The following is a 16,205-nucleotide window of genomic DNA, read 5'->3' on the forward strand; positions in this document are numbered from 1 at the left end:
TCGAGATGTCCTCGGAAGTACGCGCGCATTTTCACCCCGATGAATACCGCTTCGTCGACAAAGCGCAGGATTGGATTCAGCGTGCAGCCGAACAGCACATCGTGAAGCGTACCGATTTCTTGGATCCGAGGCAGTCGTTCATCATCGAGTCGTTAGCGAATCGGAATGGCGGCGTCTCGGTCGTCTTTGACGGAGGTTACGAGGGGGCCGAACGCAAGCGGGCCTTGATTGGACCGGACTATCGCCGCAGCGAACCGGGTGAGGCCGGTGTCGGATTGTTGTCCATCACGTCCGGGGACGCGAAGTTTTCCCGGCTTCAGCATAGCGATTTTCTCGGCTCGCTGCTCGGCTTAGGCATTAAACGCGACAAGATCGGCGATATTCATGTCGGAGACAACAGCTGCCATTGCCTGGTGGCTGACGAAATTATCGATTTCGTGAATTCGAATTTGCAATACGTGAACCGGGTATTCGTCTCCACGGAGACGCTCCCGCTGGATCGTATTCAAGTCGCAGCGCAAACGCTGGAGGAAATGAATTTGACCGTCGCTTCGCTTCGTCTGGACGGAATCGTTAGCGACGTCTACCGTCTGAGCCGCGCCAAGGTGATGGACCCGATCAAGGCCGGACGCTGCAAGGTAAACTGGAAACCGGAAGCGGACCCTTCCAAAGCCTTAAAGGAAGGCGATGTCGTCTCCTTCCAGGGATTCGGCAGATTTAGGCTCGTAACGGTAGAAGGCGAAACGAAAAAGGGCAGAATTCGGCTGAAAATTGGCAAATTCGTGTAAGAGATTGCAGGATTTCCGCTGTTCCCGTCGAAATTTATAACGGGATAAGACAGCGTTTTCCGCCGTCATCATTTACAGGAGGTGCGCCAATGCCTTTAACGCCATTGGACATACATAACAAGGAGTTCGCCAAACGTCTTCGCGGATATGACGAGGACCAGGTCAACGAGTTTCTTGATCAGATTATTAAAGATTATGAATTGTATATACGTGAAAATAAGGAACTACAAAGCCAGATAGCGGCGCTTCAGGAGCGGCTCGATCATTTCTCCAATATCGAGGAGACGCTCAGCAAGACGATTATCGTCGCCCAGGAGGCGGCGGACGAAGTCCGGAGCAACTCCAAGAAGGAAGCCCAGCTGATCTTGAAGGAAGCGGAGAAAAACGCGGACCGGATCATCAACGAATCGTTAACGAAGTCGCGCAAAGTCGCCCTCGAGATTGAAGAACTGAAGAAGCAGGCGTCGATTTACCGGACCCGGTTCAGAACGCTTGTCGAAGCGCAGCTCGAGCTGCTTGGCAATGACCAATGGGATTCGCTGGATTCGGGCGATGACCGCAAATAAATCAGCGTACCTGTCTGGATGGGCTTCAGTTGACTCCCGTTTGCTGACTCGGGTATAATGATGGACGACAGACCGCTATGCAGCGGTTGTTTTTCTGAAGCAGCCCAAAGCGATGACCGGGACAAGTACATTCGGAGAGATGGAGTCAAGCGAGCCGGGGAAGGTGCAAGCCCGGTATCCAGCCGAGTCGAATATCCCCCGGGAGCGTCTCTCGAACGCCGGCGAATGAGCGGTTACTAAAGAGAACGGGAGATCCCGTTACAGATCGTCGAGTGAGCATGTCCGAGAGGAATGCCGTATTCATTACGGCCGAATCCGTATGCTTATGAGGGTGGTACCGCGAGAATAACCTCTCGTCCCTTTGTGGACGAGAGGTTTTAAGTTTGTTCAGACGATAAAAGGAGTGTACGAAAGATGGATTACGGCAAAACGTTAAATTTGCTGCAGACCGAGTTTCCGATGAGAGGCAATTTGCCCCAGGCCGAGCCGAATATGCAGAAGTGGTGGGAAGAGATCGACATTTACGCGAAGGTGCGCGAGCACCGGCAAGGAAGTCCCAAGTTTATTTTGCATGACGGGCCTCCGTATGCGAACGGGGACATCCATATCGGCCATGCCTTGAACAAAGTATTGAAGGACTTCATCGTCCGGTACAAATCGATGCGGGGGTTCGACGCCCCGTACGTTCCCGGCTGGGATACGCACGGATTGCCGATCGAGCAGGCGATTGCCAATAGCGGCAAGGTCGATCGCAAAAAGATGAGCGTGCTCGAATTCCGCGACTATTGCAAACAGTACGCGCTGAATTGGGTCGAGAAGCAGAAAGGGCAATTCAAACGGCTTGGCATCCGCGGAGACTGGAACGATCCTTACATTACGCTGAAGCCGGAGTACGAGGCCCAGCAAATCCGGGTTTTCGGCGATATGGTCAAGAAAGGGTATATTTACAAAGGACTGAAGCCGGTGTACTGGTCGCCCTCCTCGGAGAGCGCTCTGGCGGAAGCGGAGATCGAATACCGCGAGAAGACGTCCGCCTCGATCTATGTTGCCTTTGATGTGAAGGATGGCAAAGGCAAGCTTCCTGAAGGATCATCGATCGTGATCTGGACGACTACGCCATGGACGCTGCCCGCCAATCTTGGCATCAGCCTGCATCCGGAATTCGATTATGTACTGGTGGAAGCGGACGGTAAATTACTCGTTTTGGCGGAAGGGCTGCTGGAGGCGGTTTCCAAAGAAATCGGCTGGAGCCAAGTCACGACGAAGGCGACGTTTAAAGGTGCGGAGCTGGAGTATGTAACGTGCCGTCATCCGTTCTACGACCGGGAGTCGGTTGTCATTCTCGGCGAGCATGTCACGCTGGAAGCGGGTACGGGATGCGTTCATACGGCGCCGGGTCACGGGGAAGACGACTTTACGGTCGGGCAGAAATACAATCTCGGCGTATTGTGCCCGGTCGACGATCAAGGCAAGATGACTTCGGAGGCTCCCGGCTTCGAAGGGGTATTTTACGATAAAGCGAACAAGCTGATCACCGAGAAACTGGAACAGTCCGGCCATCTGCTCAAGCTGGATTTCATCAAGCACCAGTACGCCCACGACTGGCGGACCAAAAAACCGGTCATCTACCGGGCGACCGAGCAATGGTTCGCTTCGATCGATAAGTTCCGCGGGGAGATGCTGGAGGAGATCAAGCGGGTCGACTGGACGCCGGAGTGGGGCGAAGTTCGCCTGCACAACATGATCGCCGAGCGCGGAGACTGGTGTATATCGCGTCAGCGGGTATGGGGCGTGCCGATTCCGATCGTTTATTGCAGAAGCTGCAACCATCCGCTCGTGAACGATGCGACGATCGAGAAGGTGGCGGGCATCATCGAACGGGAAGGCTCGAATGCCTGGTTCGCTTTGGATGCCCACGAACTGCTGCCGGAAGGAACCCGTTGTCCGGAATGCGGACACGGCGAGTTCCGCAAGGAAACCGATATTATGGACGTCTGGTTCGATTCCGGCTCCAGTCACGCTGCTGTGCTGGGAACGCGTCCGGAGCTGCAATGGCCGGCCGATCTGTATCTGGAAGGCTCCGACCAGTACCGGGGATGGTTCAACTCGTCTCTGATTACAGGTGTGGCGGTCCGCGGTCAATCGCCTTACAAAGGAATTTTGAGTCACGGATTCACGCTGGACGGAGAAGGCCGCAAAATGTCCAAGTCGATCGGAAATACGATTGACCCGAGTCAAGTATGCGGCAAGCTGGGCGCCGATATTTTGCGGCTGTGGGTCGCTTCGGTTGACTATCAGGCGGACCACCGGATTTCGGACAACATTTTAACGCAAATCTCCGAGGGGTACCGCAAAATCCGCAATACGCTCCGCTTCCTGCTGGGCAACTTGTCCGATTACCAGCCTGCGAGCGATCGCGTATCGTATGCGGAGATGAACGAGCTTGACCGATTTGCGGTGATCCGCTTGAACCGGATGACGGAGCGGGTGCTGAAAGCTTACGAAAACTATGAGTTCCATGTCGTGTATCAGGCGGTACACCATTTCTGCGCGGTCGAGATGAGCGCCTTCTATCTGGATATCGTCAAAGACCGGCTGTACGTAAGCAGCCCGGACGACGCAGCCCGCAAAGCGTGCCAAACCGTATTATACGAGGCGCTTACGGCAATAACTAAACTGATTGCGCCCATACTGCCGCATACGGCCGACGAAGTGTGGAGATATACCCCGGAGACGGCGGCGGTCAGCGTCCAGCTTGCCGATATGCCGGACGTGCAGACGTCCGTATATGACGCGGAGCTGGAGAACAAATGGGAACAGTTTATGGAAGTTCGCGACGAGGTGCTGAAGGCGCTGGAAGTCGCAAGGAAGGACAAAGTGATCGGCAATTCGCTCGGAGCGCATATCCGACTGTATCCGGATGCGGAGACCGCGAAGCTGCTCGGACGTCTGACCGGTCTGGATCAGCTGTTTATCGTATCGGCGGTAAGCGTGGAGGAGACGGGAGCACCGGTGCCGGACACGGCGATGAAGCTGAAAGGACTTGCCGTAGCGGTTGAAGTAGCATCCGGTGAAAAGTGCGAACGCTGCTGGGTAGTCAGTCCCGAGGTGGGTACGGATAAAGAGCATCCGTCGCTGTGCGGCCGCTGCGCGCCGATCGTAAAATCGATGTAATGACCCGTCATGGAGAGCCGGCCCGCCGGTTCTCCATGAACGTTATTCGAGTCTATTTCCAAAAAGGGGGGCCTTGCGTGACGGAGAAGAAGCCGGATGAAACTACGCTGGACAGTGTGAATGAAAGATTGAAGAAAATCGCCGATCAGATGGAAAAAGTTCAAATCGCGGACTATGTGGCGTTGCTGAATCGCCCGAGACGGCTCATCTTCATTAATTTGTACACCGGAATTGCCCGCGGCGTCGGAATCGCCATCGGTTTTACCGTGTTCGCAGCGCTGATCGTCTACTTCCTTCGCATGCTCGGAGCGTTAAACCTTCCGATCATCGGCGATTTTATCGCCGATATCGTCAAGATCGTACAGATACAGCTGGAAGGGCGCGCTTATTAAAATGGGGGAGGGACGGGACAGTGGGAGTAGAACGCCAGATCGGCTAATGGAGTCCAGATTCCAGATCGTTGTACGGATCGGGCTCCAGCAGCGGATCGCCCTCCCGGTTGTCCATATAGTCCCGATACTGCCGATTGCGGATAACCGATACTTGCTCGCCGTACAGATCCGTGGCGATAAAGCTTTCGAAAGATTCGACGAAGCCGTCATTCTCATCGGATTCGGTATACAGCTGATCGTAGTTCCAAACCTCGCGATCCTCGGCCATGGCGGGAGAGTCCGAATTGCCCCAGCTTTCGACGATCTGCCATGCATCTTCTCCGTCAAATCCGTTTTGTCCGGGCAGCTCGTCCAGGCTCGTACGGCCAAAAGGGGGTTCGAGCAGACGTTCTTCCACAGGACGACGCTGGGAGATATCGCGGTCAGGGACATGGTCGATGCAATACTCGGTAGTCGGCATCGCTTCCAGCCGTTCATACGATATGGATTTCCCGCATACCGCACAAACGCCGTAGGCGCCTTCGCTCATCCTCTCCAGCGCATCGTTAATGTCGGCGAGATGGTGTTCCTCGTGCTCGTTCAGCGCAATGTCTTTCCCGCGCTCAAATAGCTCCGATCCGAGATCGGCGGGATGATTGTCATAGGCGGACAGCTCGCCGGTTGTCGCCGAAAGCGGATCGGCGGCGCCAAAATGGTCGTTTTGCTTCAGGCGTTGCTCCAGCTCGTATTTTTCCCGTATGAGTACGTCGCGCAGCGTCTCTCGTTGTTCGCTTGTTAGTCGGTTCACCGGTTGTCGTTCTCCTTCCGTAAGGCAATGTCTGAATCGGAGCGATACGTATATCGTTAGCCATCGATGCGGAAATAAAACAACCATAATTTATGATTGCGAGAGCCGGATAATGGCGGTTCGCTTCATTGGACGCGCATGCGGCCGCTATGCTACAATGCGAGGTATCGGAACCTAAAGTCGCAGGGAGGACTGCACGTTGATTTATTATATTTATGCGCTTATCGTATTTGTGATCGACCAAGTTACGAAGCGGCTAGTTGTGGTGAATATGAAAGAAGGAGACTCGATCCCGGTGATCGGCGAGTTTTTTCAGCTGACTTCGCATCGGAACCGGGGAGCGGCATTCGGCATTTTGCAAGAGCAGCGCTGGTTTTTTATTGTCGTTACAACGGTTATCCTGATCGGGCTGATCTGGTATTTGCAGAAGCTTCGCAAAAACGGCGACAAGAAACTGTTGAAAGTCGCGCTGGGATTACTGCTTGGCGGAGCGCTCGGCAATTTTATAGACCGGCTGTTGTTCGGAGAAGTTGTGGACTTTATGCATTTCACTTTCCGGTTTTCGCTGTTCGGCTGGGACGTCGACTATCAATTTGCCATATTTAACGGGGCCGATTCTGCGATCGTAATCGGGGTAGCGCTTATTTTCCTCGATTCTATTCTGGAATGGCGTAAAGAAAGAAGAGGTCTTACTCATGAACAAGGACAAGTATAAGGAACACGATTCGTCAGCGCAGCAAGTCCTGCCGTTCGAAACAAATTCGGAAGAATTGGATACCGAGGGTCTGCAGGAATGGATCGTCGAAGCGAAGGACTCCGGCGAGCGGATCGACAAATATGTGACCGAATCGTGCGGCGAGGATATCTCGCGTTCGCAAATCCAGCTGTGGATCAAAAATGGGGATGTCGTCGTAAACGGCAAAGCGGTAAAGCCGAACTACAAGCTCGCCGAGGGGGATAACGTCCGGTTGATCGTTCCCGATCCGGTCGAGGTGAGCATCGTTCCCGAACCGATTCAGCTCGATATCATCTATGAAGATTCCGACGTCATTGTAGTCAACAAACCTCGCGGCATGGTTGTCCATCCGGCACCCGGACATTACTCGGGAACGCTCGTGAATGCGCTCCTGCACCACTGCACCGATCTGTCGGGTATTAACGGCATGCTGCGCCCCGGTATCGTACACCGGATCGACAAGGATACTTCCGGTCTGATCATGGCCGCCAAAAACGACAAGGCGCATCTGTCGCTGGCCGCCCAATTGAAAGAACACAGTGTTACGAGAAAATATATCGCCGTCGTGCACGGCAACGTGACCCACGATCAGGGAACGATCGAAGCCCCGATCGGCCGATCTTCGGAAGACCGCAAGATGTATACCGTTACGGACAAAAACAGCAAGCATGCGGTCACCCACTTTATCGTGCTTGACCGGATCGCCGATTATACGCTGATGCAGCTGAAGCTGGAAACCGGACGGACGCATCAGATTCGCGTTCATATGAAGTATATCGGCCACCCGCTCGTAGGCGACCCGATGTACGGACGCAACAAAGGAAATCCGATCGACGGACAGGCTCTTCATGCGGGTGTGCTCGGATTTGTTCATCCGACGACGGGGGAGCATCTCGAGTTCGAGGTCGGCCTTCCCGACGATATGACCCATTTGTTGGACGTTCTCAAAACGTTATAATCCGTACTCATGTAATGGGGAGGAACATTTGTGGAGCATCTGGTCAATTCCGCGGTTCACAATATTCAAATCTCGGGCATACGCAAAATTTCGAATCTGGTGGCCGCTTACAAGGACGTCGTCACGCTGACCATCGGCCAGCCGGACTTCCCGACGCCCGCCCATATTATAGAAGCCGGCAAGCGGGCGCTCGATCAAAATAAAACACTGTATACTCCCAATCCGGGGCTGCCGGAGCTGCGTCAAGCGGCTTCGGCTTTTGTCAACCGCAAATACGGGCTCGATTACGATCCGGATCAGGAAATTATCGTGACGGCCGGAGCAAGCCAGGCGCTCGATATTACGCTTCGGACGATAGTCGGCCCGGGCAGCGAGGTCATTATCCCCGGCCCGATCTATCCCGGCTATGAGCCGATTATCCGGCTGTGTGGCGGAACGCCGGTATACGTGGATACCCGCAAGACCGGGTTCAAGCTGACGGCAGATCTGCTGAAGCCGATGCTGACCGAACGGACGCGCGCCGTCGTTCTCTGTTATCCGTCCAACCCGACGGGGCGGGTGATGGCCGAGGAGGAGCTGAAGGCCGTCGCCGATCTGCTGCGCGGCAAACCGATTTTCATCATCTCGGATGAAATATACAGCGAGCTGATTTACGATGCACCTCACCGTTCAATCGCTTCGCTGCCCGGGATGAAGGAGCAGACGATCGTAATCAACGGCTTGTCGAAATCGCATTCGATGACCGGCTGGCGGATCGGATTTACGTTTGCTCCCGCCGACATCTCGAAGCATATGGTCAAGGTGCACCAATACAATGTGACGTGTGCCAGCTCGATCAGCCAATATGCGGCGGTAGAAGCGCTAACGGCCGGGATCGACGATGCGGAGCCGATGAAGCGGCAATACAAGCTCCGTCGGGATTTCGTATACGACCGGCTGCAGCGGATGGGGCTTGAATCGGAGAAGCCGGAAGGCGCGTTTTATTTGTTCCCGTCGATTCGCCGCTTCGGATTAAGCTCCATGGAATTTACGATGAAGCTGCTGGACGAGGAGCGGGTGGCGGTCGTTCCCGGCGACGCTTTCTCGGAATACGGGGAAGGTTACATCCGGATTTCGTATGCGTACTCGATGGATCTTCTGGAGAAGGCGATGGACAAGCTGGAATCGTTTGTTGAACGGCTCGACTAAATTTTTTTTTGAATCCGTTCATTTTCCTGCAACAATTTTCCGGAAACGCTCGTTAATAGAGTCGGAAAACAATTCTTGGAAAGAAGGGAAAATGAACGATGAACATGACGATGAAGAAGAAATGGCTGATTACAGGGGTAGCCGCCCTCGCATTAACGACGGCACTGTACGCTCAAAGCCTGCCGCGCTTCGGCCCGGGCGAAGTATACGCCGCCGAGCAGTCCTCCGGCGTCAAAAACGTGATTACAGTCAACGGTCAAGGCGAAATGACGGTCGCTCCGGACGTCGCTTACATCAACCTCGGTATCCGCACCGAAGCGGAAACGGCGAAAGATGCCCAAGCGGCCAACGCGGAAGCATACACGAAGCTGCGGGAAGTATTGTTCGACAAGTACAAGCTGCCGGCGAAAGACGTGCAAACGTCCGGCTTCAGCGTAAGACCGGAGTATTCGTACTCCGATCGCGGAGAAGCGAAAGTAAAAGGATACAGCGCCACTCAAATGCTTCAGGTGACGTACCGTGACCTCGACAATCTGGGAACGTTCCTCGATGCGGTATCCGCGGCCGGGGCGAATCAGATCGAAGGCGTCCGCTTCAGCACGGAGAAGGGCCAGGAATATGAGCTGCAGGTCATCGAGAAAGCGATGGACAACGCGAAGGCGAAAGCGCAAGCAATCGCTAAATACGCCGGCAAAGAGCTGAAAGGGATCGTAGCCGTGAATCAAGGCGGCGGAGTCGCCATCCCTTCGGAATACCGCAACATCGAGATGTCCAAAGCGATGATGGATTCCGCAGCCGGGTCTCCGACCAGCATTTCGACCGGTGAGCTGAAAGTAACGACAAATGTGACGGTTCAGTACGAATTCTAAAAGCAGATCGAGTACAGCCTTTGCCCTTGACGGGTGAAGGCTTTTTTTGCGTTCGCCCGTTTGATGCCGTTGACCGGGTTCCCCGGTTTTCTGATCGTGAGCCGAATTGCGGGAATTCCGGGCCGGGGATAGGCATACACTCGATTAGATTGTATACTTAGAGCCAGAACGGACATGAGAAGAGATCTGATCATCCGAATACCCGCATGGATTTAAGGGAGGCGCTGGAAATGGAGAACAAGCAGGAGCAATCTTACGAAAATCATCGCAGGTTATATCCGCTGCAGCATTTTGTGCTGATGCCGCTTGGGCTTGTTACGTTTTTGGCCGCAATCGGCTTCGCCATCGCAGACGCGGTATCCGGCGAGCTCGACTGGAAGACGGTCGTCCTGTTTTCCTTGGTGTTGCAGTCGGTTATAACCGGCATTCTTACCCGCAGAAACAGTCTCGTCGTGCAGGATCGCGTCATCAGAGCCGAGGAAGGGCTGCGTCATCTCGCCCTGACCGGCAAGCCGTTAAGCGGCAAGCTGACGATCCGCCAAATCATCGCCTTGCGCTTCGCATCCGACGAAGAGTTTCCTCAACTGGCGGCCCAAGCAGCCGAATCCGGCCTATCGCCAGCGGATATCAAAAAATCGGTCAAGCAGTGGCGAGCGGATCATCATCGGGTATAGTCCTCAAGCAAAAGAGCGGTTAACCCGGACGGTTAGCCGCTCTTTTGCTGCGTATACCCATAGTCATCTTGATATTCCCGGTTTACCGGTCATTGCGGTGCAGGAACGCTTTCACCGCGAAAATCGGCAATACGAGCTGCCGCCGCCAGCGGGAAGGGTTGGAGAGCAGCCGGTACAACCATTCGATGTTCAGCTTGATCCAGAAGTCCGGCGCCCGCTTCACTTTGCCCGCGAGAATGTCGAGGCTGCCGCCCACGCCCATAACGAGCTTGACGTTCAGCTTCGGCTTGTTGCGGTAGATCCAGCGTTCCGCATGGGGAGCGCCCATCGCCACGATCAGAAAATCGGGGCTTGCCGCAGCGATTTCTTCCACGATGGCGGGTTCCCGGTCCGCTCCGAAGAAGCCGTTATGGCGTCCGGCAATCTTCACGTTCGGGTAACGGGCGGCGATCGCTTCGACCGCCTTGCGGTTCGTATCCTCGTCCGTACCGAGGAAGTAAAACGACCAACGGTCCCGGTTGCCCTGCTCAAGCAGGCGCAGCAGCATATCATAGCCGGTTACGCGTCCGGGGACGGGTTCGCCTTTCCACTTGGCAGCTTTCACGATGCCGATGCCGTCAGGCGTGATAATGCCCGCTTCATGTAAAATTTTCATCAGAGACGGATCTTTCGAGGCGGACATCACAATTTCCGGATTCGCGGTCACGACATGATACATGCAGCGTTCGGAACGATTCGCCAATTCCGTAAAATGCCGGATCGTCTCATCCAGGTCCATCTTCGAGAACGGCACGCCCATGATCGTCACGCGATCCTTTCTCGGGTCCGCTGCGGACGCCGTCCGGCTGTTGCCTCCACTCATGCCCTATCCCCTCCTGAACGCAATCGGCCCGATTTCCAGCGGAAATAATCGGTCACCGTATGAATAGCGACGGGTATCGCCTGCTCGCTCGGTTCAAGCTTGGCGTGATGCAGACCGTAGGGCGTATCGACGCCGAGCCAGAACATAAAGCCGGGGATGCTCTCGAGGAAATAGCCGAAATCCTCCCCGGTCATCGCTTCCGAACATTCGATCAGACGGGCGTGACCGGACTTCCCGAGCCATTCCATAAATTCCCGGGTGATTTCCTCTTCATTGTACACTTGACGGTAATTCGACCCGTAATCGATATGTGCCGTACATTCGAAGGAAGCTTCCGTTCCGCGAACGAGCGCTTCGATCCGCTGCTTGACGAGCTGCATCGTGTCTGCGGACAAGGTGCGGATCGTCCCTTCCAGCCGGGCTTTTTCCGCGATGATGTTTTGCTTCGTGCCGCCTTCGATTTTACCGACCGTTACGACGGCCGAATCGAGCGGATTAACGTTGCGGGAGACGATCGATTGGAGCTGAACGAGCAGGTGGGCGGCCGCGACGACCATGTCGTTCGCCCGGTGCGGGTAAGCCGCATGTCCGCCTTTTCCTATCAAATCGATGAACAGCTCCGATGTATTGGCGAACAGGATGCCCGGTCTTGTCGCAATCGTACCGGCCGGGTATTCCGGCGCGATATGCAGCGCGACGATCTGCTCAGGCAGCCAGCCGCGAAGCTCCTCGCTCTCCAGCATCGGCTTGGCTCCGCCAGGGCCTTCCTCGGCGGGCTGGAAAATAACGATCAGATCGTCCGCCATCTCCTGTTCGACGAAATGGGTGAGCACCCCGAGCCCGATCGCCATATGCATGTCGTGCCCGCAGGCGTGCATATATCCCGGATGCTCCGAGCGGAACGCGTAAGAGGTGTCCTCCTCGATCGGCAGCCCGTCCATATCGGCGCGGTAGCCAAATGTGAACTGCGGGTCCGTTCCTTTGACTTTGACGAGAATGCCTGTCCGCCATGTGCGCACCTCGATCCGGTGCTGCGGCAGCTCCCCGATCCGATCCAGCAGGAAGCGCTGGGTTTTAAATTCGGCATAACCGGGCTCCGGGATGCGATGGAGCTGCCGGCGTATGTCTACAAACGTTTGGATCTCCGTACGCATAAGTCCTCCTTAATATTGGAAGCCAGGGGAGGCCCCTGGCTTGTGGTGTGAGAACCGATGATGCAGCTTACAGCTGGCGCAGTTCCTGCATAATTTCCGTCTTCGACTTCGTCTGGTCGTCGACCTTCTTGATCACCCGGGCCGGAGTGCCGGCTACGACCGTATAAGCTTCGACGTCTTGCGTAACGACCGCTCCCGCAGCCACGACGGCTCCTTGGCCGACGCGGACGCCTTCGAGGATGACGGCGTTGGCGCCGATAAGGACGTCGTCTTCGATGACGACCGGCTGTGCCGAAGGCGGCTCGATTACGCCGGCTACGACGGCGCCTGCCCCGATATGGCACATTTTACCGATCTGTACGCGGCCGCCGACGACTACGTTCATATCGATCATCGTGCCGTCGCCGATCGAAGCGCCGATGTTGATGGTGGAGTTCATCATAATAACGGCGTTGTCGCCGATCGTCACTTTATCGCGGATAATGGCGCCTGGTTCGATGCGGGCATTGATGCCTTTCAGATCGAGCAGGGGGATCGCCGAGTTGCGGCGGTCGTTTTCGATTTCGAAATCTTCGATATACGATTTGTTCGTTTCAAGCGCCTCGGCGATTGCCGGCCACTCTCCGAAGAGCACTCCGCTTCCGCCCGAGATAAAGGCTCGGACGCCGGAGCCGAAGCTTGCTTGCTCGAGCGTGCCTTTCACATATACTTTTACCGGCGTTTTTTTGACGCTGTTTTTTATAAAGTTAATAACTTCCATCGTGTTCATTTCAGACATGTAAGTGTATTCTCCTTTTCGGCTTGGGAATAACGTCTAAACCTTTTATAGCATAAAAGGAGGGGCGCAATCAATGATGGCGGGCCGCAACGATTCGTCATATTTCCAAACTGAATTGTCGATTGACATCATATGTCGAACGTGAGATAATCGTTTGGAACCAAATAGTGCCTTTAAGCTGGTCCTGTGAGGCTGGCAAGGTGGTCGACGAGAAAGTCGCGATATCGTAACGGACGTGCCGGTTGCGAACATGGTCATACGCGCTCTGGGTGGTTGTGCCTTGAGAACGCGAATGGCTGTTTCGTGCCCCAGCGATGCGGTCGAATCGAACTCCTTGCCCTAGGGCAAGGAGTTTTTTTGCGGGCGGACTCCGTCATCTCCAGAAGCGGTATCGGCACATGGAAAGCCCCGGACGGATCGGGGAGTAATCGGGAGGTAGCAGGCCATGAATCCGGATAAGCTGGTTATAATGGACGATACGGCGATACGCCGCGCCTTGACGCGCATTGCACACGAGATACTGGAAAAAAATAAAGGCGTGGACGACAGCATTATGGTCGGCATTCGCACACGGGGGATCTATATCGCCAACCGGATCGCAGAACGGATTCGCGACATCGAAGGAATCCCGATGCCGGTAGGCGAGCTGGACATCACCTCGTATCGTGACGACCGCGTGCGGCTGAATTCGGTAATGGCCGCTTCGTCGGTGCAAGCGCCGGATATCCAGGACAAGCGAATTATTTTATGCGACGACGTGCTGTACACGGGCAGGACGGTAAGAGCGGCGATGGACGCCCTGATCGACCTGGGGCGCCCGAGATCGATTCAACTGGCTGTTCTGGTCGACCGCGGACACCGGGAGCTGCCGATCCGCCCGGACTACGTAGGCAAAAACGTACCGACCTCCAAGCTGGAGCAGATCGAAGTGAAGATGAACGAAGTGGACCGGATCGACGAAGTCGTCATCATTCAGCAAAGGGGATAACGATTCATGACGAGAACGAACGTAGCTGGCGACAGACACCTGCTTGGACTGAAATCCCTCGGAAAAGAAGAGATTGTAAGCATCCTGGACCGGGCCGCGTACTGGGAAAGCCACACCCACAAACTATCGCCGGTGCTGGAAGGCAAGTTCGTCGCCAACATGTTTTTCGAGAACAGCACGCGCACGCGGTTCTCGTTCGAGGTGGCGGAGAAGCGGCTGGGCGCGCAGGTGCTGAACTTCGCGGCGGCGGCATCCAGCGTGGAGAAAGGCGAATCGATCTACGATACGGTACGGACGCTTGAATCGATGGGAATCGACGCCGGGGTAATCCGGATGAAGCCGATCGGCCTGCTGGCCGAACTGGCCGAGAAGATCAAAGTTCCACTGATCAATGCGGGGGACGGCAATAACGAGCATCCGACGCAGGCGCTGCTCGACTTATATACGATCCGCAAGACGTTCGGCGAATTCAAAGGACTAACGGTGGCCATCATCGGCGATATTATGCACAGCAGGGTTGCACGCTCGAATTTGTGGGGACTGCAGAAGATGGGCGCGACTGTGAAGTTTTGCGCGCCGGACAACATGCAGGCGCCCGAGCTGAGCGAATTCGCCGGCTACGTGACGATGGAAGAAGCGCTGCAGGCCGACGTCGTGATGATGCTTCGCGTACAGCTGGAGCGCCATGACAAAGGATTTATCCGCTCGGCCGAAGACTACCGCGCTCATTACGGGCTGACGGTGGAGCGCGCAGGGATGATGAAGCCTCATGCGATTATCATGCATCCGGCTCCGATCAATCGCGGAGTCGAAATTGACGACGAACTGGTCGAATGCGACAAATCGAAAATTTTTACGCAAATGAGCCACGGGGTGCCGATCCGCATGGCGGTCGTCGAACGGGCGCTGAGCTAACGATAACGAGACGGTCGGCTGCCGGAGCATGACGATCCGGCGGCCGATCCGCAACTACCGATCAGGAGGCGAACCATGGGAACTTGGATCATTAACGGACGCGTGCCGGTACGAGGACAAAACGAGCTGGCCACCCGGCATTTGTTTATCGAAGACGGCAAGATCGCGGCTATCGGCAGCGATGTCCCGGATACGAACGGCCACGAAGTGATTGACGCAAAAGGCAAGCTGGTATCGGCAGGTTTCATCGACATGCATGTGCACTTGCGCGAACCCGGCTTCGAATATAAGGAAACGATCGCGACCGGCACCCGCTCGGCTGCACGCGGCGGGTATACGACGATCGCCTGCATGCCGAATACGAGACCGGTCATCGATAAGGTAGAGACGGTTAAGTATGTGTTGGACAAGGCCGAGAAGGAAGGGATCGTCCGGGTGCTGCCTTACGGCTGCATATCCAAAAACCAGCTCGGTCGCGAACTGACCGATTTCGCAGCTCTGAAGGAAGCGGGAGTCGTCGGCTTTACGGACGACGGGGTAGGCGTGCAAAGCGCCCAGATGATGAAGGACGCGATGGCGCTGGCCGCTTCGATGAATATGCCGGTCATCGCACACTGCGAGGATAACACGCTGGTCGAGGGCGGAGCGGTATCCGAAGGCGAATTCGCCCGCAAGCACGGGTTGAAAGGAATCCCGAACGAATCCGAAGCGATTCATGTCGGACGCGACATTTTGCTCGCGGAAGCGACGGGCGTTCACTACCACGTCTGTCACGTCAGCGCCGAGCAGTCGGTAAGGCTGATCCGGCACGGCAAGCAGTTCGGCATCAAGGTCACTTCGGAAGTATGTCCGCATCACCTGCTGTTGTCCGACGAGGATATTCCGGGAGTGGACGACGCCAACTGGAAAATGAATCCGCCGCTTCGCACGCCGAAAGACGTAGAGGCGGTTATCGCAGGGCTTGAGGACGGTACGATCGACATTATCGTAACTGACCATGCGCCGCACAGCGAAGAAGAGAAAGCCCGCGGCTTGCAGATGGCGCCGTTCGGCATCGTCGGTTTCGAGACCGCGTTCCCGCTGCTGTATACGAAATTTGTCCGCACCGGACGCTGGACGCTGGAATTTTTGCTGGACCGGATGACGTCGAAGCCTGCGGAACTGTTCGGACTGCCTTGGGGCGTGCTCGAGGTGGGACGCGAAGCCGATCTGACGCTGATCGATCTGGACGCCGAGAAGGCGGTAGAGCCATCGGAATTTCTCAGCAAGGGGCGCAACACCCCGTTCACCGGCTGGAAGCTGTACGGCTGGCCGTCGCTTACGATGGTGGGCGGCAAAACCGTTTGGAGCGAATAACTTCCTTATATATAGAGCAA

At 55.6% G+C, this 16,205-nt stretch carries 16 protein-coding genes and 1 other annotated feature; of the genes, 12 read left to right on the plus strand and 4 right to left on the minus strand.

What is annotated here, in order from left to right; translation table 11 throughout:
• Positions 1-5 precede the first annotated feature (5 nt).
• The 4 genes from IDH45_RS07550 to IDH45_RS07565 all read left to right on the plus strand — a co-directional run bounded on the left by IDH45_RS07550 (position 6) and on the right by IDH45_RS07565 (position 4,920).
• Positions 6-788, plus strand: coding sequence for a YlmH family RNA-binding protein (locus IDH45_RS07550; protein ID WP_190926185.1), 783 nt, complete (start codon positions 6-8; stop codon positions 786-788).
• A gap of 89 nt (positions 789-877) precedes the next feature.
• The gene (locus tag IDH45_RS07555; protein ID WP_190926187.1) at positions 878-1,354 is read left to right on the plus strand and encodes a DivIVA domain-containing protein; all 477 of its coding nucleotides are present in this window, start codon (positions 878-880) and stop codon (positions 1,352-1,354) included.
• Between the two features lie 103 nt (positions 1,355-1,457).
• Positions 1,458-1,718, plus strand: a binding site (T-box leader).
• A gap of 50 nt (positions 1,719-1,768) precedes the next feature.
• Positions 1,769-4,528 carry an isoleucine--tRNA ligase gene (ileS, locus tag IDH45_RS07560; RefSeq protein ID WP_190926189.1) on the plus strand — a complete coding sequence of 920 codons (2,760 nt, stop codon included), beginning with the start codon at positions 1,769-1,771 and terminating at the stop codon, positions 4,526-4,528.
• A 77-nt stretch (positions 4,529-4,605) separates the two neighbouring features.
• Complete coding sequence (locus IDH45_RS07565) at positions 4,606-4,920, plus strand: DUF5665 domain-containing protein (protein ID WP_190926191.1); 315 nt, start codon at positions 4,606-4,608, stop codon at positions 4,918-4,920.
• Positions 4,921-4,963: 43 nt separating this feature from the next.
• Here IDH45_RS07565 and IDH45_RS07570 read toward each other — a convergent pair whose 3' ends face one another.
• Complete coding sequence (locus tag IDH45_RS07570) at positions 4,964-5,707, minus strand: TraR/DksA C4-type zinc finger protein (protein ID WP_190926193.1); 744 nt, start codon at positions 5,705-5,707, stop codon at positions 4,964-4,966.
• Between the two features lie 199 nt (positions 5,708-5,906).
• On the opposite strand from IDH45_RS07570, the gene lspA reads away from it, so the two are divergent.
• The 5 genes from lspA (at position 5,907) to IDH45_RS07595 (ending at position 10,132) form a co-directional block, all read left to right on the plus strand.
• Positions 5,907-6,422, plus strand: coding sequence for a signal peptidase II (gene lspA, locus IDH45_RS07575; RefSeq protein WP_190926195.1), 516 nt, complete (start codon positions 5,907-5,909; stop codon positions 6,420-6,422).
• Positions 6,403-7,401, plus strand: a complete 999-nt coding sequence (locus IDH45_RS07580) for an RluA family pseudouridine synthase (RefSeq protein WP_190926197.1) — start codon at positions 6,403-6,405, stop codon at positions 7,399-7,401. The genes lspA and IDH45_RS07580 overlap by 20 nt, the downstream gene beginning before the upstream one ends.
• Before the next feature lie 30 nt (positions 7,402-7,431).
• Positions 7,432-8,589, plus strand: coding sequence for an aminotransferase A (locus IDH45_RS07585; RefSeq protein ID WP_190926199.1), 1,158 nt, complete (start codon positions 7,432-7,434; stop codon positions 8,587-8,589).
• 98 nt (positions 8,590-8,687) lie between these two features.
• Positions 8,688-9,458, plus strand: coding sequence for an SIMPL domain-containing protein (locus tag IDH45_RS07590; protein WP_190926201.1), 771 nt, complete (start codon positions 8,688-8,690; stop codon positions 9,456-9,458).
• 230 nt (positions 9,459-9,688) lie between these two features.
• A complete protein-coding gene (locus tag IDH45_RS07595; RefSeq protein ID WP_190926203.1) occupies positions 9,689-10,132 on the plus strand; it encodes a DUF6526 family protein in 444 nt (147 codons plus the stop codon).
• A gap of 82 nt (positions 10,133-10,214) precedes the next feature.
• Here the strand turns inward: IDH45_RS07595 and IDH45_RS07600 are convergent, their stop codons facing one another.
• From IDH45_RS07600 to dapD, 3 genes are all read right to left on the minus strand, one after another.
• Positions 10,215-10,994: a WecB/TagA/CpsF family glycosyltransferase gene (locus IDH45_RS07600; protein WP_190926205.1), complete on the minus strand. Its 780-nt coding sequence runs from the start codon at positions 10,992-10,994 to the stop codon at positions 10,215-10,217.
• The gene (locus IDH45_RS07605) at positions 10,991-12,148 is read right to left on the minus strand and encodes an N-acetyldiaminopimelate deacetylase (RefSeq protein ID WP_190926207.1); all 1,158 of its coding nucleotides are present in this window, start codon (positions 12,146-12,148) and stop codon (positions 10,991-10,993) included. The genes IDH45_RS07600 and IDH45_RS07605 overlap by 4 nt, the downstream gene beginning before the upstream one ends.
• 67 nt (positions 12,149-12,215) lie before the next feature.
• On the minus strand, positions 12,216-12,926 hold the full coding sequence (gene dapD, locus IDH45_RS07610; protein WP_190926209.1) for a 2,3,4,5-tetrahydropyridine-2,6-dicarboxylate N-acetyltransferase: 711 nt from the start codon (positions 12,924-12,926) through the stop codon (positions 12,216-12,218).
• Between the two features lie 445 nt (positions 12,927-13,371).
• Between dapD and pyrR the strand changes: the two genes are divergently transcribed.
• The 3 genes from pyrR (at position 13,372) to IDH45_RS07625 (ending at position 16,185) form a co-directional block, all read left to right on the plus strand.
• Positions 13,372-13,914 carry a bifunctional pyr operon transcriptional regulator/uracil phosphoribosyltransferase PyrR gene (gene pyrR / locus IDH45_RS07615; RefSeq protein WP_190926211.1) on the plus strand — a complete coding sequence of 181 codons (543 nt, stop codon included), beginning with the start codon at positions 13,372-13,374 and terminating at the stop codon, positions 13,912-13,914.
• Between the two features lie 6 nt (positions 13,915-13,920).
• Complete coding sequence (locus IDH45_RS07620) at positions 13,921-14,829, plus strand: aspartate carbamoyltransferase catalytic subunit (protein WP_190926213.1); 909 nt, start codon at positions 13,921-13,923, stop codon at positions 14,827-14,829.
• A 75-nt stretch (positions 14,830-14,904) separates the two neighbouring features.
• Positions 14,905-16,185, plus strand: coding sequence for a dihydroorotase (locus IDH45_RS07625; protein ID WP_190926215.1), 1,281 nt, complete (start codon positions 14,905-14,907; stop codon positions 16,183-16,185).
• The last annotated feature ends 20 nt before the right edge of the window (positions 16,186-16,205 follow it).

The sequence above is a fragment of the Paenibacillus oceani genome (assembly GCF_014705615.1).
Taxonomy (GTDB): Bacteria; Bacillota; Bacilli; order Paenibacillales; family NBRC-103111; genus Paenibacillus_AB; species Paenibacillus_AB oceani.